At 35.9% G+C, this 24,564-nt stretch carries 27 protein-coding genes; 26 read left to right on the top strand and 1 reads right to left on the bottom strand.

What is annotated here, in order from left to right; genetic code table 11:
• Positions 1–20: 20 nt before the first annotated feature.
• From WBF63_RS11365 to WBF63_RS11240, 26 genes are all read left to right on the top strand, one after another.
• Positions 21–557, top strand: coding sequence for an acyltransferase (locus WBF63_RS11365; protein WP_424369836.1), 537 nt, complete (start codon positions 21–23; stop codon positions 555–557).
• Positions 554–1,627 (top strand): DegT/DnrJ/EryC1/StrS family aminotransferase, encoded by a 1,074-nt coding sequence (locus WBF63_RS11360; RefSeq protein ID WP_424369835.1) that lies wholly within the window; start codon positions 554–556, stop codon positions 1,625–1,627. The genes WBF63_RS11365 and WBF63_RS11360 overlap by 4 nt, the downstream gene beginning before the upstream one ends.
• A 10-nt stretch (positions 1,628–1,637) precedes the next feature.
• Positions 1,638–2,339 carry a WbqC family protein gene (locus tag WBF63_RS11355; protein WP_424369834.1) on the top strand — a complete coding sequence of 234 codons (702 nt, stop codon included), beginning with the start codon at positions 1,638–1,640 and terminating at the stop codon, positions 2,337–2,339.
• A complete protein-coding gene (locus WBF63_RS11350) occupies positions 2,336–3,616 on the top strand; it encodes an ATP-grasp domain-containing protein (protein ID WP_424369833.1) in 1,281 nt (426 codons plus the stop codon). Before WBF63_RS11355 ends, WBF63_RS11350 begins: the two co-directional genes overlap by 4 nt.
• Complete coding sequence (locus WBF63_RS11345) at positions 3,616–4,737, top strand: polysaccharide pyruvyl transferase family protein (RefSeq protein WP_182041997.1); 1,122 nt, start codon at positions 3,616–3,618, stop codon at positions 4,735–4,737. The genes WBF63_RS11350 and WBF63_RS11345 overlap by 1 nt, the downstream gene beginning before the upstream one ends.
• A complete protein-coding gene (locus WBF63_RS11340; RefSeq protein ID WP_424369832.1) occupies positions 4,730–5,638 on the top strand; it encodes a glycosyltransferase in 909 nt (302 codons plus the stop codon). The genes WBF63_RS11345 and WBF63_RS11340 overlap by 8 nt, the downstream gene beginning before the upstream one ends.
• 2 nt (positions 5,639–5,640) lie before the next feature.
• Positions 5,641–6,645, top strand: coding sequence for a glycosyltransferase family 2 protein (locus WBF63_RS11335; RefSeq protein ID WP_182041995.1), 1,005 nt, complete (start codon positions 5,641–5,643; stop codon positions 6,643–6,645).
• A 1-nt stretch (position 6,646) separates the two neighbouring features.
• The gene (locus tag WBF63_RS11330; RefSeq protein ID WP_424369831.1) at positions 6,647–7,819 is read left to right on the top strand and encodes a glycosyltransferase; all 1,173 of its coding nucleotides are present in this window, start codon (positions 6,647–6,649) and stop codon (positions 7,817–7,819) included.
• Positions 7,806–8,732, top strand: a complete 927-nt coding sequence (locus tag WBF63_RS11325) for a glycosyltransferase family A protein (protein ID WP_424369830.1) — start codon at positions 7,806–7,808, stop codon at positions 8,730–8,732. Before WBF63_RS11330 ends, WBF63_RS11325 begins: the two co-directional genes overlap by 14 nt.
• Positions 8,733–8,811: 79 nt before the next feature.
• Positions 8,812–9,963 (top strand): glycosyltransferase, encoded by a 1,152-nt coding sequence (locus tag WBF63_RS11320; RefSeq protein ID WP_424369829.1) that lies wholly within the window; start codon positions 8,812–8,814, stop codon positions 9,961–9,963.
• Between the two features lie 62 nt (positions 9,964–10,025).
• Positions 10,026–10,571 carry a serine O-acetyltransferase gene (locus WBF63_RS11315; protein WP_424369828.1) on the top strand — a complete coding sequence of 182 codons (546 nt, stop codon included), beginning with the start codon at positions 10,026–10,028 and terminating at the stop codon, positions 10,569–10,571.
• Positions 10,568–11,566 carry a polysaccharide deacetylase family protein gene (locus tag WBF63_RS11310; RefSeq protein WP_424369827.1) on the top strand — a complete coding sequence of 333 codons (999 nt, stop codon included), beginning with the start codon at positions 10,568–10,570 and terminating at the stop codon, positions 11,564–11,566. The genes WBF63_RS11315 and WBF63_RS11310 overlap by 4 nt, the downstream gene beginning before the upstream one ends.
• The gene (locus WBF63_RS11305; protein WP_424369826.1) at positions 11,556–12,323 is read left to right on the top strand and encodes a formyl transferase; all 768 of its coding nucleotides are present in this window, start codon (positions 11,556–11,558) and stop codon (positions 12,321–12,323) included. Before WBF63_RS11310 ends, WBF63_RS11305 begins: the two co-directional genes overlap by 11 nt.
• A 70-nt stretch (positions 12,324–12,393) precedes the next feature.
• A complete protein-coding gene (locus WBF63_RS11300; RefSeq protein WP_424369825.1) occupies positions 12,394–13,464 on the top strand; it encodes a glycosyltransferase in 1,071 nt (356 codons plus the stop codon).
• Positions 13,461–14,438, top strand: coding sequence for a glycosyltransferase (locus WBF63_RS11295; protein WP_424369824.1), 978 nt, complete (start codon positions 13,461–13,463; stop codon positions 14,436–14,438). Before WBF63_RS11300 ends, WBF63_RS11295 begins: the two co-directional genes overlap by 4 nt.
• 25 nt (positions 14,439–14,463) lie before the next feature.
• Complete coding sequence (locus WBF63_RS11290) at positions 14,464–15,558, top strand: EpsG family protein (RefSeq protein ID WP_424369823.1); 1,095 nt, start codon at positions 14,464–14,466, stop codon at positions 15,556–15,558.
• A 12-nt stretch (positions 15,559–15,570) separates the two neighbouring features.
• Complete coding sequence (locus WBF63_RS11285; protein WP_424369822.1) at positions 15,571–16,338, top strand: glycosyltransferase family 2 protein; 768 nt, start codon at positions 15,571–15,573, stop codon at positions 16,336–16,338.
• A gap of 58 nt (positions 16,339–16,396) precedes the next feature.
• Positions 16,397–17,422 carry a glycosyltransferase family 4 protein gene (locus WBF63_RS11280; RefSeq protein ID WP_424369821.1) on the top strand — a complete coding sequence of 342 codons (1,026 nt, stop codon included), beginning with the start codon at positions 16,397–16,399 and terminating at the stop codon, positions 17,420–17,422.
• Positions 17,423–17,466: 44 nt separating this feature from the next.
• Complete coding sequence (locus WBF63_RS11275) at positions 17,467–18,267, top strand: polysaccharide biosynthesis/export family protein (RefSeq protein WP_424369820.1); 801 nt, start codon at positions 17,467–17,469, stop codon at positions 18,265–18,267.
• A gap of 21 nt (positions 18,268–18,288) precedes the next feature.
• Positions 18,289–20,775, top strand: a complete 2,487-nt coding sequence (locus WBF63_RS11270) for a polysaccharide biosynthesis tyrosine autokinase (protein ID WP_424369819.1) — start codon at positions 18,289–18,291, stop codon at positions 20,773–20,775.
• On the top strand, positions 20,775–21,347 hold the full coding sequence (locus WBF63_RS11265; RefSeq protein WP_424369818.1) for a sugar transferase: 573 nt from the start codon (positions 20,775–20,777) through the stop codon (positions 21,345–21,347). Before WBF63_RS11270 ends, WBF63_RS11265 begins: the two co-directional genes overlap by 1 nt.
• A 189-nt stretch (positions 21,348–21,536) precedes the next feature.
• The gene (locus WBF63_RS11260) at positions 21,537–21,971 is read left to right on the top strand and encodes an RrF2 family transcriptional regulator (protein ID WP_424369817.1); all 435 of its coding nucleotides are present in this window, start codon (positions 21,537–21,539) and stop codon (positions 21,969–21,971) included.
• A 16-nt stretch (positions 21,972–21,987) separates the two neighbouring features.
• Positions 21,988–22,380: a group III truncated hemoglobin gene (locus WBF63_RS11255; RefSeq protein ID WP_424369936.1), complete on the top strand. Its 393-nt coding sequence runs from the start codon at positions 21,988–21,990 to the stop codon at positions 22,378–22,380.
• A complete protein-coding gene (locus WBF63_RS11250) occupies positions 22,377–22,844 on the top strand; it encodes a hypothetical protein (protein WP_424369816.1) in 468 nt (155 codons plus the stop codon). The genes WBF63_RS11255 and WBF63_RS11250 overlap by 4 nt, the downstream gene beginning before the upstream one ends.
• On the top strand, positions 22,841–23,191 hold the full coding sequence (locus WBF63_RS11245) for a DUF488 domain-containing protein (RefSeq protein WP_424369815.1): 351 nt from the start codon (positions 22,841–22,843) through the stop codon (positions 23,189–23,191). The genes WBF63_RS11250 and WBF63_RS11245 overlap by 4 nt, the downstream gene beginning before the upstream one ends.
• Before the next feature lie 64 nt (positions 23,192–23,255).
• Positions 23,256–23,720, top strand: a complete 465-nt coding sequence (locus tag WBF63_RS11240) for a hemerythrin domain-containing protein (RefSeq protein WP_424369814.1) — start codon at positions 23,256–23,258, stop codon at positions 23,718–23,720.
• A 13-nt stretch (positions 23,721–23,733) separates the two neighbouring features.
• On the opposite strand, the gene WBF63_RS11235 is transcribed toward WBF63_RS11240, so the two are convergent.
• Positions 23,734–24,528 (bottom strand): DUF3667 domain-containing protein, encoded by a 795-nt coding sequence (locus WBF63_RS11235; RefSeq protein ID WP_424369813.1) that lies wholly within the window; start codon positions 24,526–24,528, stop codon positions 23,734–23,736.
• Positions 24,529–24,564 lie beyond the last annotated feature (36 nt).

Below are 24,564 nucleotides of genomic sequence, written 5' to 3'. Positions count from 1 at the left end.
GTTCTTAAATAAGCCTGCCTATGCTTGAGAAATTATTGAAATACCTGCTGAGAAGTGAAAGTGAAAAGCGGTTCCGTAGCCAAGCCAAAAGTGTGAAAATTGGAATTGGCTTTGTTGCCCAAATTTCAGAAACGGCGAAACTTCAGTTTGGGAAAAATCTTGATTTCCGGAATTACATTAGTATTTGGGTGGGCAAAAATGCCGAATTAAAAATGGGCGAGAATGTTTTTATGAATAACTTTTGTTCGGTTAATTGTTTGAAATCCATAGAAATAGGAGAGAATACCATTTTTGGAGAAGGTGTAAAAGTCTATGACCACAATCACGCCTATTTCCACGGAAACGGCGAACTCAAAGTAAATCGGAAAGAGTTTACTTATGGACCTGTAAAAATCGGAAAAAACTGTTGGCTGGGAAGTAATGTTTTGGTTTTAAAGGGCGTAAGCATCGGGGATAATTCAATCATTGGTGCCGGATGTGTAATTCATAAAGATGTTCCGGCGAATTCGGTCATTGTTAATAAGCAGGAATTGATATTAAAAAACCAACCTAAATGATATTAGTAACCCAACCTTTTCTTCCGCCGGAAGAAGAATATAAAAAATACATCAGTGAAATCTGGGAGCGCAATTGGTTGACCAATATGGGGCCACTTGCCAATGAATTGGAAGAAAAATTAAAAACCCATCTAGGTGTTGAAAACCTACTTTTTGTGACCAATGGAACGATTGCTCTGCAAATGGCCATCAAATCTTTGGAGCTAAAAGGCGAAATCATTACCACGCCTTTTTCATTTGTCGCAACCACGAGCAGTATTGTTTGGGAAAGTTGTACGCCTGTTTTTGTGGATATTGAGAAAAATTCACTCAACATCGATCCTGCAAAAATTGAAGCGGCGATTACCGATAAAACGTCGGCAATTCTGGCAACTCATGTGTATGGAAATCCTTGTGATGTAGAAGCCATCGAGAAAATTGCTCAAAAACATAACTTAAAAGTCATTTACGACGGTGCGCACGCTTTTGGAGTACAAGTAAACGGTAAATCTATTTTTGAATACGGCGATATTTCCATTTGTTCATTACATGCTACAAAGCTATACCATAGCATTGAAGGTGGATTGGTTATTTGCAATAATTTTGAATTAAACAAAAAACTAAAATACATCCGCAACTTTGGGATTTCGGGCTTTGACCGATTTTCGGAGTTGGGCATCAATGGAAAGAACTCCGAGTTTCATGCCGCTATGGGATTAGTGAATATCAATCATATCGAAAGAATCCATCAGAAACGAAAAGCCTTGAGTGAATGCTATGATGAAAACCTAAAGGATTTCCCCCATCAGAAACCGCTTTGGCATTCCGAAGCGACAAAGAATTATGCTTATTATCCTATTTTGTTGGAAAGCGAAGAGATATTGTTAAAGGTCAAGGAGAAATTGGAAGCCAATCAAATCCAGACCCGTCGTTATTTTTATCCGAGTTTGGCGACGGCACTTCCTTATTTGGATCCCAGAGAAATGGAAGTAACGGATAGTGTTTCAAAAAGAGTGCTGTGTTTGCCGTTCTATTTTGATTTGGAGGAGGTAGTAGTTAAAAGAATTTCAGAAGTTATAAAAACCATCTAAAAAAAGAGAGATGACCATTGCAGTGATGCAACCTTATATATTTCCTTACATCGGTTATTTTCAAATGATAAAAGCGGTAGATACCTTTGTGTTTTATGATGATGTGAATTTTATAAAAAAAGGTTGGATTAACCGAAACAGGATATTGGTAAATGGAAATGATTATACTTTCACAGTGCCGATGCAGAAAGTTTCCCAAAACAATTTGATTTTGGAGTCTTTTATACATAGCGAATTGTATCCGGAATGGAAAACCAAGTTTTTACAAACATTGTCATCCTATAAAAAGGCGCCTTTTTATAATGAGATTCAACCTTTCATCCAAAATCTTTTAGATACGGAATACAATTCGATTAGTGAGTTGGCCATAAGAAGCATTGTAGAAATATCGAAGTATTTAGGTTTAACTACAAAATTTAAAAAATCATCTGAGTCATACCAAAATCGAGGAATGGAAAGACAAGAAAGATTAATAGACATTTGCAAAAAAGAAAACGCAACTCACTATATCAATGCGTTGGGGGGACAGGAATTGTATCAAAAAGAAGATTTTCAAAAAGAAGGAATTGGTTTGAACTTTATTAAATCAAAGCCGATAGTCTACAAACAATTCAAAAATGAATTTGTTCCTTGGCTTTCGATTATTGATGTCTTGATGTTCAATTCCAAAGAGGAAACCTTGAAATTATTGGATAAATATGAATTGATATGAAGAAAAGAAATATTTTAATTTATCCATGTGGTGCTGATAACGCATTGGAGATTTACGAATCTTTGAGGTATAGTGTACATTTAAATGTATATGGAGCGAATTCCAAAGAGAGTATTGCTGATTTGATTATTGAAAATAAAGTAATTACACTTCCCAATATTTCAGAAGCAAACTTTGTAGATGAGTTAAATAGAATCATAAACACTTATAGTATAGACTTGATTTTTCCTACGCATGACGATGTGGTTTATTTTCTATCAAAAAATAAAGATGAGATAAATACAAAAATCGTAGGTGCAGATCCTAATATAAATCAAGTAGCTCGTTATAAAAGTAAGACTTATGATTTGCTAAGTAAATATGACTTTGTACCAAGACAGTATTTTAAATCCAATGAAATTTCCGAGTACCCTATTTTTTGTAAGCCAGATAAAGGACATGGAAGCATTGGAACATTTAAAATAAATGATGCATCTGATTTGAAAGATGAATTATTTGAAAATAATGTAGTCACAGAATTCTTACCCGGGGATGAATTTACGGTTGATTGTTTTTCTGATAAAAACAACGAACTTTTATACGCCTTTCCAAGAAAAAGACATCTGGTTAGAAACGGTGTTTCACACATCAATGTAGAAGCTGACCAAGCAACTATTGATGCATGTTTTGAAATAGGAAAGAAAATAAACGATGAACTAAAGTTCAAAGGACTTTGGTTTTTTCAAGTGAAAGAAGACAAGTCAGGAGATTTAAAATTACTTGAAATCTGTCCAAGAATAGCCACAACGATGGCTTTTGATCGTTACAAGGGTGTTAACCTTCCTCTTTTGACCACATTTGCTTATTTTGACATGGATGTTGAAATAAATGTAATGCACAAAGACATTGAGCTTTATAGGTATTCCCAAACCAAAGCAAAATATAAAATCGAATATGAGAATCTTTTCATTGATTTTGACGACACCTTGATTATCAATGGAAAAGTTTGTCTGGATGCCATTTCTCTTGTGTACCAAAGTAAAAATCAAGGAAAAAAAGTTTATTTAATCACCAAGCATGAATTCGATTTAAAAGAAACTTTAAAAAAATACCATATTGCCGAAAATCTTTTTGACGAAATCATACATATGGAAATGAACGATCAAAAATTTAAATACATGCAACAACCTGCATCCATCTTTGTAGACAATTTCTATAAAGAAAGAAAAGAAGTCTTTGAGCAAATAGGAATGCCGGTATTTGATGTAGATGGAATTAAATCTTTAATAAAAAACTAATGTCAATTAAAATAGCTTTTTTCTCGTTTGCCGATATAGATAATTTTGGAGATATTCTTTTCTCTCATATTTTTAAAATGGAGATGGAAAAGAGGATTGAAAATCCTATTATTGACTTTTATTCTCCCAGCAATTACAGTGTTGAGGGGATTGATTATATCGCTTACAGCAAAGAAAAAATTGCAGAAAATGCTTATGACGCTTTGATTGTCTTTGGAGGCGAAGTTATTCATCTTTTTGATGAAAGAACTTGGAAGCCAATTTATACTAAAAACAATCAAATATTGGAAACAGAACTACCATCAGATATAATTTTTGATTGGACAGACTTAGTCGGTCCCTTTAAAGCTTGGATTTCTGTTGGAGTGCGTCCTATAGAAAAAGAAGAACACTTTTTAAAAATACAGAAAGCGATAGAAAACCTGAACTATGTTTCGGTTAGAGGGAACCTGTCCAAGAAAATGTTAGAAGGAGGTAATCTTCAAACAAATAATTCTAAAATAGAAATAACCCCAGATATGGGATGGCTTTTTCCGAATTTGTTGGATTATACAAATACAAAAGGAAAATTCTACAAAGAATATGTTCCCCAAGAAGAGTACCTTATTTTTCAAATCAATAATATCACGATCGAGGAAGCAAAAGAAATAGCTCAGTATCTATATCAATTTCAAAAAGAAGAGAACATTCAAGTAGTATTATTACCTGTTATCAGACCTTGGGAAGATTATAAATACTTAAAAATGATTTGGGACGAGTTTCCAGATGAATTTATTTTGCTTAACAACGATTTAAACATCCTAGAAATAGCAGATACTATTGTCCACTCATCATTAACTTTAACATCTTCGCTACATGCAAATATTACAGCTTTATCAGCTGGAATTCCTGCAGGGATAATGAATAAGTGGCAAGGAACCAAATTACAGGATTTATATGGGCATCAATTTCGATTACATATGCTAAAACATCAACTGGGCGAGATGCCTGATTTGTTAAGCAGTTTGATTGAGGAAAAGGAAGAAGGAACGGAGTTGCTAAGGAACTACTCAAAATTTATGAAGTCTTCCCTAAATAATTTATTTGATCAACTTGTAAATAAAATCTCAAATCATGGATAATTTAATGGTTTCCATTTGTTCTATTACGTATAATCACGCTCCTTACATTCGGGAATGCTTGGATGGCTTTATGATGCAGAAATGTGATTTTGAATATGAAGTTCTAATTCATGACGATGCTTCTACAGATGGCACTGCGAAAATAATTAAGGAGTATCAGGAAAAATATCCACATATCATCAAGCCAATATTTCAAACAGAAAATCAATGGTCAAAAGGTGTTCGCACAATACAATCAACCTACAACTTCTCACGTGCTCGGGGCAAATACATCGCCATGTGCGAAGGCGATGACTATTGGACTGATCCATTGAAATTGCAAAAGCAAGTTGACTTTTTAGAAGCTAATCCTAACTTTGCCATCTCCTTTCACCGAGCAATGCGAATTACGCCTGATGGAGAAAAAATAAACGAATTTCCTTCATTGAACTTAAAATCCAAACTAAGTACTGAAGATTTAGCACTAAATAATTTTATCCCCAATCTTTCGGTTATTTTTAGAAAAACAGAAATCGATACAAAGTTGCTTCAAAATATGCCCTTGGGGGATTATGCCATGCACATGGCTAATTCACGCCTAGGGTTCATCCATTATCACAAAGAAGTTATGGCAGCTTATCGTATCAACGTGGGAGTTTTCAGCGGCAAAGAAAAATATATACAAAGACAGCGAACAGTCCAAACGCTCGATGGAATTATAGAAAGATTTGGTTTTGAAGGAAAAATATTGGAAAATTTAATTTCACACAGAAACAATCTATTATTTTATATTTTCAAAGACAAAGTCAAACTCGATTTTAGCGTAGAGACAATCTCTATGCTACGGGGACGGGAAATCTACAGAGTTTTGCCGCTCTTTAAAAGATTGAAATTTATAATTAAATCTGTTTTTGTGAAATAATTATGGTGACTATCCTTATCAAATCGTTTAATCGTCCCCACTATTTGGACAGATGTCTTAGAAGCATCCAAAAGAACGTTTCGGGAAAGTTTCATATAAAAATTATTGATGATGGGACACCTGAAAAATACCTCGAGCTAATTCAAAAAAAACATTCGGGTATAGAAATTATTCAAACTGAAAAATACACCGAAAAATCACTTCAGATCCAAAATCAAGATAAAGTTTCCGGCATTATACCTTCCAGAGATTGGTATGAAGCAGTGAAAAATTCAACTGAATATGTATTGGTTATCGAAGACGATGTTTGGTTTACAGCTCCAATTAACATAGAAGAAGTTTGTAATGAGATGGAAAATATGCAAATTTTTCTATTGAAATTAGGGTGGAATAGTATGTCGCTTGATAGTAAAAAATTAGTGAAGATTCATGAGAGTTTTTTGAGGCGTAAAGTTAAATTGTTCAGTCTCAACTCAACCATCATCGATTGGTTATTTGCCGATAAGTTTAGAGTTTATACAATTTTGAAGAAACTAAAAATGATTTCACCATCAGAATTCTATAAATATTATTTGTTTATCAGTATTTCTTCAGGGATTCACCGAAAAGAATATTGGTTGAAAACCTGGGAAAATTTAAATTCCAGTGTAAACGAAAAGCAACAGATAAAAAATGCCATAGGTTTTTATAAAAAAAATAAATCTAAAAACTTTATCGCTTATTTTAAAGATGAAATTATCAAAACAACCTATAAATCTTCAGCTACCAATACATTTCACAAGTATGGCTTTCAGTTAGATGTCTTTGTGATTAATCATATTTTAAACGAAGCTTGGTTGGAAGGTGAGTTCGATGCGATGGAAAATTACCCGAAAGATTTTTCGGATCAATACATTCAATCGTTTTTAGAAAAAGCTAATCATCCGGATGCCCAATATTCAGAATGGAAGAAATGGGCCGATAAGTTTAAAGAACAATATCGTAATTTAGGCGCCGAAATAGAATAAAATGACCAACCGAACCAAAATAAAAGTTCTTTTTCGATTACGCTCATTAGAAATGGGTGGTGTACCGCGTGTGGTGCTTGATTTGTTAAGGAATTTACCTAAGGATAAATTCGATTTGACCTTGATGCTTAATCTTTACCAAGGCGAACTCCGATCCGAAATCCCGAAAGACATTCGGCTCATTACACTTGCCAAAGGAAAAGAAGATTTTAGTCAAAATCCTTTGATTCAGAAAGTTCAGCTTGCAATCCGACGTTTGAAATTAGCTTTTTATGATAAATTCCCAGCTGTTTTGTACCATCGGAAAGTAAAAGATGAATTCGATATTGAAGTTGCGCCCGGTTATGCCGAATTTGAATGGGTTTTGAATTCGCCTAACAAAAAATCTCGTAAAATCGGTTGGTTTCATACCGACGTGAGTTACGACAAAGACCAAAATCGGGTGTTGAACCGCATCAATCTGATGAAGAAATTTGATTGGATGATTTTTGGTTCGGCACAAACCCGACAGGTAATTGAAGATTTGTACGGCGTGACTTATCCGAAAAGTTCGGTAATTTACAATGTGATTAACATTGAAGAAGCGGTTGAGAAATCCGGAGAATTTGAAGTGAATTACGAAGTGAAACCTGTTTTTTCATCGGTCGGGAGGTTGCATTATCGCAAGGGGTATGATGCGTTGATGCGCATTCACAAACGTTTGTTGAATGAAGGTTTTGTCCATTTGATTGCGGTCATTGGTGGCGGAAATGAAATGGAAAACCTTCAAAATCAGGCGCGAGAATTAGCGGTTGAAAATACCTTTAAACTATTTGATACGCAGAAAAATCCCTATACTTATATCGCAAATTCCGACTTTTTTATATTGCCTTCGCGCTCAGAGTCTTATCCTTTGATCATTGGCGAAGCAATGGGATTGGGTGTTCCGATTATCAGTACCAATGTTGGCGGAATTGCGGAAATGATTGATCACGATGTAGATGGGTATTTGGTGAATTTTGATGAAGAAGAAATTTATCAGGCGATGAAAAGGTTTTTGACCGAACCGGAATTGGTTCAAAAAATCAGAGAAGGTGCAAAAAATGCTTCTGTAAAATTCAATGCCCAAAAAATTTACGATGAGGTGACGGAAGTGTTTGTAAATCAATTTGAATTAAAAAATGAGGACAGCTAAAATTACAATTGTTACGCCTACTTTTAATCGTGCTCATACACTTAAAAGAGCTTTTGATTCACTTTTAAATCAGACTTTTAAAGATTTCAAATGGATCATCATGGACGATGGTTCGACCGATGATACAGAAGATGTTGTGCGAGGTTTTCAGGTAGTTAGTCCGTTTGTCATTGAATATCATTACAGTCCGAATAAACATAAATTTCATACGGTTTTTGAAGGAATTGAAAAGGTAGAAACTACTTATTTTACCATTTTGGATTCCGATGATTCTTACCCGGTGGATGCATTGGAAGTTCTGTACAAGGAATGTGAAAAGATTGAAAATCAGGATGAATTTATCTCGATAATGGGTTTGTCAGGTGATGAGGAAGGAAAAGTAGTGGGTGATGAATATCCGAACGGTGGATTTGACGGAAGCATCTTCGAAATGCGGTATAAATACAAGGTGAGAGGCGATAAAAATGGTATGTTTTTTACCAAAACCTATCAGCGGGAATTAGAGAAATTTGATTATTCCGGGATTCCAAAGGGAATTTACATTCCGCAATCTGTATTTTTTAATGTTTATGATGCTAAAGGTGTAAAAACACGATTTATCAATAAAATCATTCGTAATTACCACAAAGACGAAAACGACGAAGCATCGGTCTCCAACACGCGATGGAGTGGAAAAAATCGATATGGTTTGATGTTGGGACATTTATCTTTTCTAAATGCTTATCAAAAGCAGTTGTTTCCCTACCCGAAAGCACTTTTGAGAAATCTCATAGGTTATCAGATGTACGCCATCAGTCAGAATAAAGATTTTTCTAAAATGATTCAGGATGTAAAAAATCCTTTTATTAAAATTTTGGGTGTTATACTTTTTCCTTTTAGCTATTTTTACTCTTTGATAAAGCTGTTGGACTAAATGTTATAAATCCTTGATTACTGATTTAAAAGTTAAGCTATAAAACAAATAGTTTTAAATTTACTTGCTAAACCTGCCCATGAAAAAAAAAATCCTCATACGCATCGGTTCTCTTCGTCACGGTGGAGCAGAAAAAGTGTTGACGACTTTTCTGAAAAACCTACCTTCCGATAAATATGAAATCGATTTGTTGCTCAATCTTTATTCGGGAAAATACCTGAGCGAAATCCCGGATTGGATCAATATTTATTACCTCAACAAAGGTGAAATGATCACCACCAATCGCCCACAGGACATTCCCCAAAAGGCTTTTCGGGTGATTTATCAGAAACTATTGAAAACTTTTCCCCAACTTTTGTATAAATTCATATTGAAAGGAAAAAAATACGACATCGAATTCGCTGCCATTCACGGATTGCGTGATGATATCCTGAATTCGCCCGATAAATCTTCCAAAAAAATTGTCTGGATTCATAACGATTTACGGAAAACCGAATTTCACGATTATACCGATGAAGAAATCCGGAAATTCTTCGGATTTGATAAAATAATGGTGATTTCTGAACAAATTCAGCAAGATTTTGAAAATCAAGCCAAAACAGAGGTTGAAAAAAGTAGGATTGTACGAATTTATAATCCGCTCGATACACAGGAAATTTTAGATAAAGCAGAATTATTTCAAAACCAATACGATTTTTCAAAAGAAGAACCTGTTTTTGTGTCGGTCGGAACTGTTTTTCCTCAAAAAGGTTTTGACCGTTTGCTCAAAGTTCACAAAAAACTTTTGGACGAAGGTTTCAAGCACCGGATTTTGATTGTGGGCGACGGCTATGATTTTGAAAATGTAAAACAACTCAAATCCGAATTGGGCGTGGACAAAACCGCTACGATGCTGGGCTTTACCGATAATCCTTACCCTTACTTCAAAGCTGCTGATTTTTTTATTCTTTCTTCACGATACGAAGGTTTTCCGACCGTTTTGTACGAAGCCATTGTTTTGAAGAAAACCATCGTAGCAACCGATGTTTCGGGCGTTCGCGAGATGCTTAATGATGGAGAGTTAGGGTTAATTGTAGAGAATTCAGAAGAAGGAATTTACGAAGGAATGAAACAAGTATGGACAAATCCTGAAATTTCAAATTCTTACCAAAAGAAACTTGAAAATTACAATCCACCATTCAATCTAGAGAATTCTGTCAGGAAAATACAGGAGATTTTGGATGAGCTTTAAAAGAAAGAATTTATCTCATCAGGATTCTTAAATTTGTAGAAATAGAAAGAACAATAGAAAAAATGCCAACCCTGCTTCAACAAGATTATTATAGAAAAACTGGGAAATATGAAAGCGTAACCCTTTGGAAAGTTTTATTCGATCCGGGTTTGCTGTTTTTATATTTTTTGCGTCATTCTCAACATACTTCGCCCAAAAGCCCGGTGGGAATTTTTTATCGGATGATGCTTCGTCGTTACCAAATCAAATATGGATTTCAAATTTCGGCCAAAACCGAAATTGGTGGCGGATTGTATTTAGGACATTGGGGGACGGTTGTGGTCAATCCCCAAGCGAAAATCGGTAAGAATTGTAATCTGGCACATGGCGTAACCATCGGACAGACCAATCGGGGCGAAAAACAAGGCGTGCCGGAAATCGGTGATGATGTTTGGATTGGAACGAATTCCGTCATCGTGGGCGGAATTAAAATCGGAAATAATGTACTGATTGCACCAAATTCTTATGTTACAAACGATGTGGAAGACGACTCAATTGTCGTGGGAAATCCGGCGAGAAGTATGAAAAAAGAGTCAGCAACGGAAGGATATATAAACAATCGGGTATGAAAAATACAAGCAAAAACGAAGGTTTGTTTGTGATTTCGCTCGATTTTGAACTCTTTTGGGGAATTCGCGACAAATTTAGTTTTGAAGAATATGGCCCAAATGTCTTAGGCGTTTGGGAAGTCATTCCGCGTCTGTTGAAATTATTTGAAAAATACGAGGTAAATGCAAGTTTTGCCACAGTAGGCGCCATGTTTGCCGGAAATTTGGATGAATTGAACTCATTTCTTCCACAGAAAAAACCTTCGTATTTCGATCAAAATTTATCGCCTTATCCGGATTATATTGAAAATTCAAAATCAAACCATCCGAACTATTATTTTGGAAAAAACTTAATCGAATTAGTGAAAAAAGATGCCCGACACGAAATCGGAACGCATACATTTTCCCATTATTACGGATTGGAACCGGGACAAACCAAAGAAGAATTTGAGTCGGACTTGAATTCGGCGGTTGAAATGGCAAAATCACAAGGAATTGAACTGAAATCTTTTGTGTTTCCACGCCATCAAATCAATCCCGATTACCTGGATTTATTTCCGAAATATGGAATAGAAATCTATCGGGAAACCGAAAAAGCTTGGTTTCATTCGGCTGCACGAGGAGCCGATGAGGGAGTTTTGAAACGTGCTGTCCGGTTTTTGGATTATTTTATTTGTTTGGGAAATCATCATTGCCAAGATTTGAATGAGATAAAAAAAGGAAATCTTTATGCCATTCGTGCGAGCCGATGGTTGCGTCCGTACAAAAAGTCCGAAGCGAAATATGATCGTTTAAAAATCCGAAGAATTAAAAATCAGATGCGTTTTGCGGCGCGAAAAGGAAAGATTTTTCATTTGTGGTTTCATCCGCACGATATAGGAATTGATCAGGATAAAAATTTTGAAATCTTGGAAGAAATTCTTCAATTTTATCAGGAATTAAATGCGAAATACGGAATGAAAGCGGCCAATATGGCGGAAGTTGTCAAAATTTATCAGGAAAAATATGAGCCTTAAAATTGTAATGTTGACCGGTCCGGCGATTTCTTCGCGGTTTATGTACAATGGATTGTCCAAAGATTTGGAAATTCATACGGTCATTCGCGAAACGCCCGTTCCGATGAAAACCATTATGAAAAACCGGGCAAAAAAGTTGGGTTGGTTCAATGTGCTCGGTCAAATTGCATTTGGAGTTCTGATATTACCGATTTTGAGAACTTTCTCGAAAAATCAAAAAGAAAAAGTCATTCAGAATTTAGGATTGAGCGATGCGGAAATTTTGCCTGAAAAATTAGTGGATGTTTCGAGTGTGAATTCCCTGGAAACCATTGAAATCTTAAAGAAAATCAATCCGGATGTGGTCATTGTAAACGGTTGTAGAATTGTTTCGAAAAAGGTTTTATCGGCCATTGATGCGGTTTTCATCAATACTCACGAAGGAATTACGCCGCGATATCGGGGCATTCACGGCGGCTATTGGGCTTTGGTCAATGGAGATTTGGAAAATTGCGGCGTGACGGTTCATTTGGTGGACAAAGGCGTGGATACCGGTGGGATTTTGTATCAGGCGAGAATTCATCCCGAGAAAAAAGATAATTTTACGACTTATCCTTTTTATCAGACGGCTGCGGGAATTCCACTGATGAAAAAAGCGATTGAAGATGTGCAAAATAATTCGCTGAAAACAATCGAACCTAAACTGGAAAGCCGGATTTGGTACCATCCGACAATTTGGGAATATTTGTGGAATTATTTGAGAAAAGGGGTGGCGTAAAAGAGAAGAGAAAATAGAAAATAAAAAATAGAAAAGAGGGAAGAAGGTTATAAGTAATTGAATTAAAAAAATGAGTCAGCCAAAAAAAATATTTTTTCTTTTACCGGGACTAACCTTCGGGGGTGCGGAACGTGTGATTTTTACGCTTTGTAATGAACTGGATCGTGAAAGGTTTTCACCTGCTTTGGTTTTGTTCAACCAAGAAGGAATGCCTTTGGGATTGCTGAAAAAAGACGTTCAGGTCATTGATTTGAAAATCAGTCGTATTCGGTATGCGATTTTTTCGGTTTTGAATTTAATCCGAAAAGAAAAACCGGACATCGTTTTTGGCGGTTGGGGCGAAGTTAGTGCATTTCTTTCGCCGATTATTCCGCTTTTCAAAAAAACAAAATTCGTAGCACGGGAAACAAATGTGGTTTCAAAACACGTTACGAGAAAGGAAATCAAGTTTTTTTACCGGTTTTACAATCATTTTGACAAAATCATTGCGCAGTCTGATGATATGCAAAAGGATTTGATTGAGAATTGGGGAATTCAACCGGAAAAAATTGTTAAAATAAACAATCCGGTGGATGTGAAATTCATTCAAAATCAGATGAAATCCAATGAGAAATTATTTTCGGATGCATTCAAAAATGTCGTTGCCATCGGGAATTTGTCGGAACGGAAAGGTTTTGATTTGTTGCTGAATGTTTTTGCGCATTTAAAAGACAAAGCGATTAAATTATACGTTTTAGGAGACGGTCGCGATCGTGAAAAATTGGCGAAGCAAAAAGAGGATTTGGGATTGAGAAATATCGAATTTTTAGGTGTTCAGAAAAATCCTTATCCGTATTTGCATCAGGCAGATTTGTTTGTTTTGTCGTCGAGATATGAAGGTTTTCCAAATGTTTTATTGGAAGCGGGAGCTTGTGGTACTTATGCTTTGGTCAATGATTGTCCGGGTGGGATAAATGAAATCATTCAGCCGAATATCAATGGTGAAATTCATTCGATTGAAGATAAAAAAGGCTTTGCGGAAAAGATTTGGTTGTTGAGTGATAAAAAATACGACAAGGAATTCATTCAGGAAAGTATAGCGTCGAGGTTTTCGAAAGAAATCATCGTGGAAAAGTATAATCAAATCCTGAATGAATTATGAAAGTATCTGTGATTGTTCCGGTTTATAATATGTCGAAATATCTAGCAAAATGTTTAGATTCATTGCTGGCTCAGACTTTAGAGGATTTGGAAATCATTGTGGTTAATGATGGATCGACCGATAATTCGCAGGAAATAATTGATGAATATGTTCAGAAATCAGAAAAAATTAAAGCTTTTGAAAAACCAAACGGCGGACTGAGCGATGCAAGGAATTTTGGTTTGGAAATGGCGGTGGGTCAATACATTGGCTTTGTGGACAGTGATGATTTTGTTTCGGCGGAAATGTTTGAGAAGATGTACGAAAAAGCAGTCGAATATCAAGCAGAAATTGTTTTATGCGATTTAGAAAAGGTAAATGAAAGGGGAGAAGCCTTCCGTGATTTGCCGCAATCACCGCAGTTGCCGGAGAAAATTGAACTTGAAAAAGATTTCAGGATTTTTGGAGAAATGGCTTGTTTTGCTTGTAATAAATTATTCAAAAAAGAGTTATTTCAAAATCATAAATTCATGAAAGGAATTCACTTTGAGGACATTGAGTTGATTCCCAAATTGGTGTTGAATTCGAAAATCATTGCGAAAATCAATGAGCCTTTTTATAAATATTTTGAACGGGAGGATTCCATCACTCGTACGCATACTGCAAAAGGATTTGATATGTTTCTGGCGATTGAAAATGTAAAAAAAGCATTTGATGAAAGTCCGTATAAAAATTTCGAAGAAGAATTTGTGCGGTTTTTCATTTTCCAAGGATATTATTCGTTTTTGGCTTACGTAGCTTATGTAAAAGACAAAAAACTCAAGGCGGAAATGTTTGAGGAATTGGAAAAACAGCGGGAAAAATATAAGATTTCCAAAGTTAAAATAAGAAGTTATAAAAGGTTCAATAAAAATTATTTGTTTTCTTTGCCAATTAAAAAGCAGATTTATTATATAATTGGGTTTATCTGTCCGAAATTAATCCTGTTGAGCTAAGAACATGAGTTTTATATACAACTTTATGGCAGTTCTGATTTTGATTTCATCAATTTATGAAGTCAGTACAGATGAGAAACCCGACAGACGTTGGTTTTATTTCATCATTGTGATGATGATGTTTACAGCAGGTCTTGCGTATGGTTTAAGTCCTGACTGGATTGCATATTGGAATGCTTTTGAGGGAACAGCAGCCACAAGTTTTGCCGAACTCGGATATCTGTCCGAGATGGTAGATATGGAATTTGGTTATATTTTTCTAAACAAAATCGTTAGTTTTTTGGGATTGGGATATGCCAGTTTTACCTTGATTATTGCTATCATAGCGCTCTGGTTAAAATCGGTAACCATATATAGATACGGTGGTTATGTTTTTATGGCATTGCTGATGTATTTTATCCCGACTTATCTTTTTGAAGAACATGTACATGTACGTCAGGGACTTGCAAATGCGGTAATGTTTTTTTCGATTAAATATATTATCGAAAGAAAATTATGGAAGTTTTTCTTGTGTTTTGCCATTGCATTTATGTTTCACAAAGCGGTTATAGCGTTTGTGCTTGCTTATTGGATCGTGAAGATTCGTTTTAATAATACCACTATTATTTTAATTTTGATAGGGGCAGTCCTCATTAACTATCTTGGACTGAGTTCTTTAATTGATGGAATCATGCAGCTGATGCCTTTTGGTATTGGCGAAACTTATAGTGACTATGTTAATGAGTTGATGGACAGGGGTATACTTGGTGATGTAGTTAAAATCCTGACCGTAATAGCTATTCTGATGTTTAACAGAACCGTAACCGAAAAAGATCCACTCTTTGCTTATTTTCGGAATCTTTATATTTTCGGTGTTGTAATTTATTTCTTCTTTGGTCAGGGAATCTTTGCGGCGCGTCTTCCCGGGTTTTATACTATTTACATCATATTTGTAATTCCACGTATGGTAATGGCACTGAGAGATAACAAAGTGATAAAGAACTTTTTGTATATTTCCTTCACAACTTACACCATTTTGCTGTATGTCAATTTTTACTATAACTGGGGAGATCGCTCAGGTTTTGGAAATTATAAAACAAGTTTTGACACATGGGCTCCATATGGATTTTTCGCTAAATAAATCAAGGTATAAGTGAAGAATACAGTTTCCATAATCACGCCCTGTTATAATTCCGAAAAATTCATCGGGGAAACAATTGAGTCCGTGTTGGGACAGACTTATAAGGATTGGGAATGGTGGATTGTAGATGACTGTTCTACTGATGATTCAGTAGAAATAATCAGTCGGTATAGTGACCCGAGGATTCATTTAATTGTCCTGGAAAAAAACGCCGGAGCTGCTGAAGCCCGAAATGCCGGATTAGAAAAAGCCAAGGGACGTTACATTAGTTTCCTGGACAGTGATGATGTTTGGTTGCCTCATTTTCTTGAAACTTCAATTAAGTATTTACAAAAAAACAATGAAGAACTTGTGTATGCAACTTATAAGCGACATGATGAAGATTTAAAACCTTTATTGGAAGATTTTATAGCCGAGGACAATATTACATATGACCGGATTCTTTATAATTGTCCGATTCCTATGCTGACTGCGATGTATGACTCAAAACGGATTGGGAAGATAAAAATCCCTGATGTTGATATGCGGGAGGACTATGCCATGTGGATTGAAATTTTACGTAAAATACCCACAGCCAGGGCGATAAAAGAGCCGTTGGCTATATATCGAATCAGAGAATCATCTTATTCGAGAAATAAATTCCGCATACTTCGTAAGCAATTTGCTGTTTATTCTGAATTTTTAAAATTATCTTTGCTTAAATCAACTTATTACACGCTCCATTGGGCGCTGAACGGAATGAAAAAGTATGAAAAGCTTAAATTTAGAGGTAATCGCTAATTTTTTGGGATATTCTTCACTTTACTTAAAGGTAATATTGTCTTTCTCATTATCGTTTTTGTTAACTTTTATTGCGATTCCAAAAATCATCCGGGTTTCTTACAGAAAGCAATTGATGGATGTTCCGGGAAACAGGAGTTCACACGTACGTAAAGTTCCCAGACTGGGCGGAGTAGCCATTTATTTTGCAATCGCGGTGGTTTCTGCTTTGTTCAGCCCAGATATGCTTTTTAAAATTCCTTTTTTTTCGGCTGCATTGGTATTGTTATTTTTCATTGGTCTGATGGATGATTTACTGGTGGTTGCTCCTCGAAAAAAGCTTATCGCTCAAATCATCAGTGCTTTGATGATTGTAGTAGGATCAAATGTTCGTATCCATAGCTTTTTTGGGCTATTCGGAATCTATGATTTACCCTATATGGTAAGTGTCGTTTTTACCACTTTAATCATCGTTCTGATTATCAATTCCTATAATTTAATTGACGGTATTGACGGGCTTGCAAGTGGTGTAGGTATTCTGATTTCACTTTGCTTTGTTTTTATTTTCTTCCGCTTATTTGATTATTCAATGGGATTTCTTGCCATAGCGGTTTTAGGATCACTTCTAGCTTTTCTCTACTTCAATATGTCAGAACAGTATAAAATATTCATGGGTGATACGGGTTCCATGGTAGTGGGTTATCTGATTGCTTTTATGGCCATTAAGTTTATAGATTTATCTTCTATGCCTTATGTGATGATTAAAAGTGCACCTGTTGTAGCTATTGCTATTCTCATAGTTCCGCTGATTGACACCCTGAGTGTAATCATAATCAGACTCATGAAAAAGAAGTCCCCATTTGCGGCCGATCAGAATCATATACATCACCGGGTTTTAAGATTAGGTTTTTCACATGTTCAAACAGCTGTAATTATTTGTTTTTCAAATGTTTTGTTAATAATTTTTGCTTATATAATTCGCCATGTAAATATCAGTCTGATGTTGTTACTTCTGGTGTGTGCAGCCTTGCTCTTGTCCTATCTGCCACTGGTTTTGGGAGAACTGATCAGTAAGAATAAAATCAGAAAGATTGAAAAAACCTAATAATGTGAAAAACACTATATTTGCGAACTAAAATTAAGAAACCATTGAAACCTAAAAATATACATTTTTTATACCTTATTCTTTTGGTGACCGCTACATCCTGTATACCACTGAAAGACATCAAATATATACAACCCGACGAAAAACTGAAGCTGAATGAACACGGAATGATTGAGTTTAACCGTCCGGTTTATCATCTCCAGGTTAATGATATGATCAACATTCGTGTGGCAACACGTGAGGGATTGAAACTTGAGGAATTGAGAGAATTTACCACCACACCATCTCAAACTACGGGAAATTCAAATAGTTCAAGTCCCTCAGGTAAATCAGTTCGTGTTCAGGAAGACGGAAATATAGAACTTCCTAGAATTGGTAAGATATATTTGTTGGGTCTGACTTTACAGCAGGCCCGGGAAAAAGTTGAGACGGAATTTTATAAAATATATGAACAAAGTGCTGCTTTTATAGAAATCAATATGCCGGGAATTAACTTCACGGTGGTGGGTGAAGCAGCTTCGGGAAATTATTTTGTTCCTCAGTATGATTTCAATTTGCTGGAGGCCTTCGCAATGGCCGGCGATCTGACGCCTGTTGCAGACCGCAACAATATTCAAATTTTAAGGACAACTCCTGAAGGGACACAGCGTGCTGTGGTTGATATAACCAAAGAATCGGTAATGAATTCGGAATATTTCTGGCTGCAGCCAAATGATGTCATCATCATCAATCCCAGAAGACAAAAACAATGGGGTATCGGTTTAAATCCAATTCAGACGGTTACAACCATATTTGGAGGTATTGCATCAATTATCGGTATCTACTTTTTCTTTAAAAACTTATAAAACCTGTTTTCTCTGTAAGCCATGCAAGACAAACAATCCAATCCCCAGAAAACACAAAAGAAAAACAATGCTTTTTTCTTCGAAATAGATCGCTTCATTCCGCGGATTTTCCGAAACTGGGCATTGTATCTCTTTAGCCTAATATTTGCACTTTTTATCGCTATCTATGTCAATAATTGGTATTTAGACCGTACTTATAAAGCAGATTCAACCTTCCACGTCTCAACCAAATCATCGGGAAATACAGAGCTGGGAAGTAATTCCATTAATTTTATTTGGGGAGGTGCCAGTGGGAAAATTGATATCCTTACAAATGTACTGGAATCCCGTACCCATTCATTTCAGGTGGCCAAAAGAATCGGTGCTTATATTGAGTACAAAGAAGAAGGGACTTTTAAAAAATCAAATACACATAAAGATATTTCTCCTTTCCGCGTTGAAATCGATACCACCAGAAATCAACTCCTCGGCATTGAACTTGAAATAAAAAAAATAGACGAAAATTCTTTTCAAATCATTCCTCTGAGCTCCGTTTCTGTTAATCAACTGTACAATTATTCAAAGGATTCGGTAATCGCACGTAATGTAAAAGTAAAACTTCCTAAAACGGCAAAATTTGACGAATGGATTTCAGATGAGTATTTCCGCTTTAAAATTTCCAAAGGAAAAATGTATTTCAATCCTCAGGATAAATACTCATTTCGCCTTACCAATCTTGATGTTGCAGCAGCGAGAGTAAGAAGTGGGATTTCGGTGGCGCCATTGTCCAAAGGTAGTTCAATCATCAGATTGTCAAAAATCGCATATTCCCAGCAGGAGGCTATAGATGTTGTGAATAATTCGCTTGAATTATTAAAAGAAAATGAGCTGAAAGAGAAAAACCTTATTGCTAGTAACACTCTGAAGTATATCGGAGAACAAATTGGAATAGTAAAAGCTAAAGTAGATAGTGCATCTATTCACTATCAGAATTTACAGAAACGTACTCAGACTTATGATTTTACCGGTCAAAAAGGAGAAATTTTGTCAAATATTCAAGCACTTGAAAAACAAAAAGTGGAATATCAGGAAAAAATTAATGCACTGAATTCCGTTAGTAATAATGTTTATCAGGCCGGTTCAAAAGGAATGATTGACCTCCAGATTGTTGGACTTGATGAAGGAAATTTTTCAGCAGAAGTTCAAAAATTAAGAACACTGGAAACCGAACGTGAAAACATGCGACTGCTTTACAAACCTGAATCAAGAGAAATCAAAGAACTGGATGCTAGAATTGCCGATACCAAATCAGGTATCCAACGTCTGATTGGTACGAGCCGTAGTAAAATCAATAAAGAATTAGGCGCTATCAATCAAAAGATTGCAGAGTTTGACAGTAAAGCCTATAGTTTACCTGAAAAAGAAAAAGAATTTCTTGATGCAGCAAGAGGCTATTCCATTAATGACGAATTATATTCACAACTCCTTTCCAGATACAGTCAGGCTGAATTATTGATTGCTTCCAATGTGTCTGATGTGACCATTATTGATTATGCAAAATTTTTAGGTCAGGGACCTATTTCGCCCGACAAAAAAACAAATCTGGTCATGGCCATTGGCTTGGCGCTACTTTTACCCACATTATTTTTATTTATCAGAGAAATTCTAGATACCAAAATTAAGGGAATTCCAGATGTAGTCAAAGTTACTTCCATACCATTTATGGGAACCATCAGCAATAACTCAGACGCTCATCCGATTGTAGTGCTGGACAGACCCAAATCCGGTATATCAGAAGCTTTTAGGGCGATAAGAAGTAATCTGCAATTCTTATTTAAAAATTCTAAATCGAGTGAAAACAAAACACTCCTGATTACATCTTCTATCGGGGGTGAAGGAAAAACCTTTGTTTCGATGAATATGTCAGCAGTTCTGGCTTCCAGTGGAAAAAAGACAATTCTGATTGGAATGGATTTGCGAAAACCGAAAATTTTTGATGAATTCGGCCTGACTAACAAAAAAGGACTTTCCAATTATCTTTCCGGTAATTCCACCTTGGAAGAGGTTATTCAAAAAACACAGCTCGAATCTTTGGATGTCATTACCGGTGGGCCAATTCCGCCAAATCCTTCTGAATTATTACTTTCAGAAACTTTGGATAAACTTATTGAAGATTTAAAGAAAGAATACGATTTCATCATATTGGATACACCTCCGACTGTGCTAGTAGCCGATGCTTTTGATCTTATGCGTTTTGCAGATGCAACCCTTTATGTGACGAGGTTTGATTATACTTATCGAGGTCTTTTGAACGGGATATCAGATAAATATGACGACGGCGAAATTTCAAACATAGGAATCATACTGAACGATTATAACGCCAGCGGAAGTTATGGTTACGGATATGGTTATGGTTACGGATATGGTTACGGGTATGGTTATTTTGAAGAAGATGCAAGTTACGACCCGAGCATAGTAGGCAAAATTAAAAACCTGCTAAATATAAAAAAATACTTTAGCAGAAAATAATGAATTTTAAAACCTTACTAGATTACCTTTTGGCATTGATTTTATTCCCTGTTTTACTGCCGGTAATCCTGATTTTGGTTTTGATTTCAACCCTCGATACAAGAAGCTTCGGACTTTTCTCGCAAACCAGAGTAGGGAAAAACGGCCAATTCTTCCAAATCTATAAAATCCGGACGATGAAAGGAGTTCATGAGGTCGCGGTAACAACCGAAAAATCGCATCGAATAACATCCATCGGAAAGTTTTTCAGGGATTCAAAACTGGACGAACTTCCACAGATTTTCAATATTCTACTCGGACAAATGAGTTTTGTAGGGCCGCGCCCCGATGTGCCTGGCTATGCCGATCAACTCCAAGGCGAAGACAGAATTATCCTGAAAGTAAAACCCGGAATCACAGGACCCGCACAACTTGCCTTCAAAAACGAAGAAGAAATTCTGGTTCTTCAGGAAAATCCCTTAAAATACAATGATGAAGTCATTTGGCCAGAAAAAGTCAAAATCAACAAAGATTATGTTCAGAACCAAAACTTTTGGTCAGACCTGAACTATATTTTCAAAACATTTTTTTGAATTCTTAAATTAATTTTCATTCCTTAAACATCAATAAGGGTTTGATTTACAGTGAGATAATTATCATCTATTCTAATTAAAAACTAATATGAACTTCCAATTTAAACTGCTGAAAATCATATTGATTTAATTTAAGATAAATTTGTCTTAAATAGAAATAACACTAACTTTGTATTCAAACCAAAGAAGATGTTTTCAAAATCCTGCGAATACGGCATCAAAGCAATCATTTACATTACCACGCAATCCCTGGAAGGCAGAAGGATAAAAGTAGGGGAGATTGCCGAAAATTCCGATTTGCCACTTGCTTTTACAGCCAAATTGCTTGGGATTTTGACCAAAGTAAATATAGTTCGTTCCCAAACCGGTCCGAACGGTGGATTTTATATCGAGCCGGAAAGATTGAGAGAAATCAAACTCGAGGAAATCGTTGCGGCCATTGATGGAAATTCGGTTTATGAAGGTTGCGGACTCGGGCTGAGTCATTGTGATGCTGAAAATCCCTGTCCGCTTCACAATGATTTCATCAAAATCCGAACGGAACTGAAAACGATGTTGAAAACAACAACAGTATTTGATTTGGCAATGAAACTGAAATCGGGAGAAACGGTTTTAGTACGATAAATTTAAGATTATGAAAGTGAAAAGAGATATAGAAAATCTGGATGATGTAAAGAATTTGGTGGATACTTTTTATGGAAGAGTGCGACAAGATGAACTCATCGGATATATTTTTGACGATGTGATTCAGGATCGTTGGCCGGAGCATTTGGAAAAGATGTACAGCTTTTGGCAAACGATTTTGCTGGGAGAACACACTTATTCCGGGCGGCCTTTTGTTCCGCATATGAAATTGCCGGTGGAAAAAGAACATTTTGACCGCTGGCTCGAATTGTTTTTCGGCACGGTTGATGAGCTTTTTGATGGAAAAAAAGCGGAACTGGCCAAATGGCAAGGCAACCGTATGGCTGAAATGTTCCAATTAAAAATTGATTATTTCAGAAAAAACAATCAGCAAACTCCATTATTATGATAACATCTGTCAAAATTTCCATCGCACTGATTTTCATTTGGATAGGATTAATTCTGGGCATTAGTTTTCTCGAAGCTTGGCTAAAATTTCAAGCCCCGGGCGTGACCCTTCCCATTGGGCTGGGAATTGGTAAACTGGTTTTTGGAGCGCTTAATATTACCGAATGGATCCTGACCGGACTTATTCTAATTATTCTTGCCGCTGCACGCGAACTGAAGTTCTTTTCTTTTTACTTGACCGTCGCCATTCTTCTGGTTCAAACGATATTTCTACTACCGGAACTCAATTCCAGAGCGGATTTGATCATTCAAGGAAATGAATTGGCTGAGTCCTCGGTTCATTATTATTACGTGGGACTCGAAGTTTTTAAAATTCTGGTCTTGTTTTATTTTGGAATGAAATTATTCGAAGTCATTCAAAAACATCAATACAGAAGGTTTAATATTCAGAAGGATAATGGATGAAATCCGTTCAGATCAAAAGAATTTATGAAGAAGCTTCTCCGGAAGACGGTTTCAGAATGTTGGTGGATCGAATTTGGCCGCGAGGAATTTCAAAAGAACGTGCAAAATTGGACGAATGGAACAAAGAAATTGCGCCATCAACCGAATTGAGAAAGTGGTTCGACCATAAAATGGAAAAATTTGAGGAATTTAAATTGCTGTATTCTAAAGAATTAGAAAGTAAAAAAGAAAATCTAAATCGCATGAAAGAAATTGCCCAAAAAGGAAATCTAACGCTTTTGTATGCAGCAAAAGACACCGAAATGAACCAGGCAGTTTTATTGAGAGATTTGATTTTAAAGGATTGAATAAAAGAATGTAGAATGATTGAATGGGTGGATTTAGAATGAAAAAATAATAAAATAATTAAAAATGGAACAAAAACCGAAACCCATCAAAAGGCACCCGGCGATTCAGCATTTCAGTCGTGATCATCATTTTGGCTTATTGCTTTGCTGGAAAATCAGAGAAGGATTCAGAAGAAATGTTGAGTTGGAACGTATGAAAAAATACACCGATTGGTTCTTCGAAGTTTATCAGAAACCCCATTTTGAAATGGAAGAAAAATACATGTTCCCGATTCTTCCTGAGGACGATAAGCTGAAAAAACGTGCCATAGCCGAACACAGAAAACTCGAACGACTTTTTAATGATACGGAAGATGTGAACCGCGCTTTGAGTCTGATAGAGGAATTGCTCGACCAACACATACGTTTTGAGGAAAGGATTTTATTCAATGAGATTCAAAAAATCGCGACCGAAGAAGAATTGAAGAAAATAGAAGAAATTCACGAAGATCCCGAGGATTTAACTTGGGAAGATGAATTTTGGAAATAATTGGATTGAAACTTTATGAAAAAACATTTATTCCTTGTGTGGAAACCATATAAGCCAAGTAAATCAGTCCCAAAATAAACGAAAAGATAAAATAGCCGATTATTCCTAAAAAACACATCAAGAGAACTTTCCAAGTAGCTTTTTTCCAACCTAAATTTGGATAAAGTTCTTTGAAAAACCAAACCACAAAGGGAATAAAGAGGGGCATAGAAATGAAAGTCAGGTACACAATCCACTCAGGCGATTTGAGGAAATAAATAATCGGATACAACACCAAACCCGTACAAATCGCCCAAAACGAATACAAATATGAATTGATGATGATGTGTTCATAATAATTGTGGAGTTGTTTTCTGAACACCCAATACGATAAAAAAGCCGCAAGCGGTATCAACAACATCATGAAGAAAGAAAGGTAATTCGCCGAAAAAGCATTGAAAGCCGTCGCGTCAAAAGCACCTTCTTGGTTTTCAATATTTTTAGATAGATAGGCTTCGATTACCTGTCCCAAATTCAATATTTTATAGGTAATGAAAGTGGTGATACCACTCAGTACAAAAGCCAGTAAAAGCGGTTTGTAATGCTTCACACGATTGCCATCCAGATATTCCCGGGTTGTTCTTCCAGGATTTTTCAGCAGATTTTTAATCGTGTAGAAAAAACCTTTATTGGTGTGCAGCAAAGTGTACTGAATTTCCTCTTTTATATACTTTCCGTCAATTCGTTGGTACTTCTTTTGTCCACAGTTGGGACAGAAGTTGTGTTCGATTTTATGACCGCAGTTAGCGCAAGTATTGACCGTATTCATTATAAGTTGAATGTTTCAGGTTTAAAGTTTCAAGTT

The sequence above is a fragment of the Moheibacter sp. genome (assembly GCF_049672845.1).
Lineage (GTDB): Bacteria > Bacteroidota > Bacteroidia > Flavobacteriales > Weeksellaceae > Moheibacter.
The sequence above is the reverse complement of the archived record's forward strand: the minus strand, read 5'-3'. Positions and strand labels throughout refer to the sequence as shown.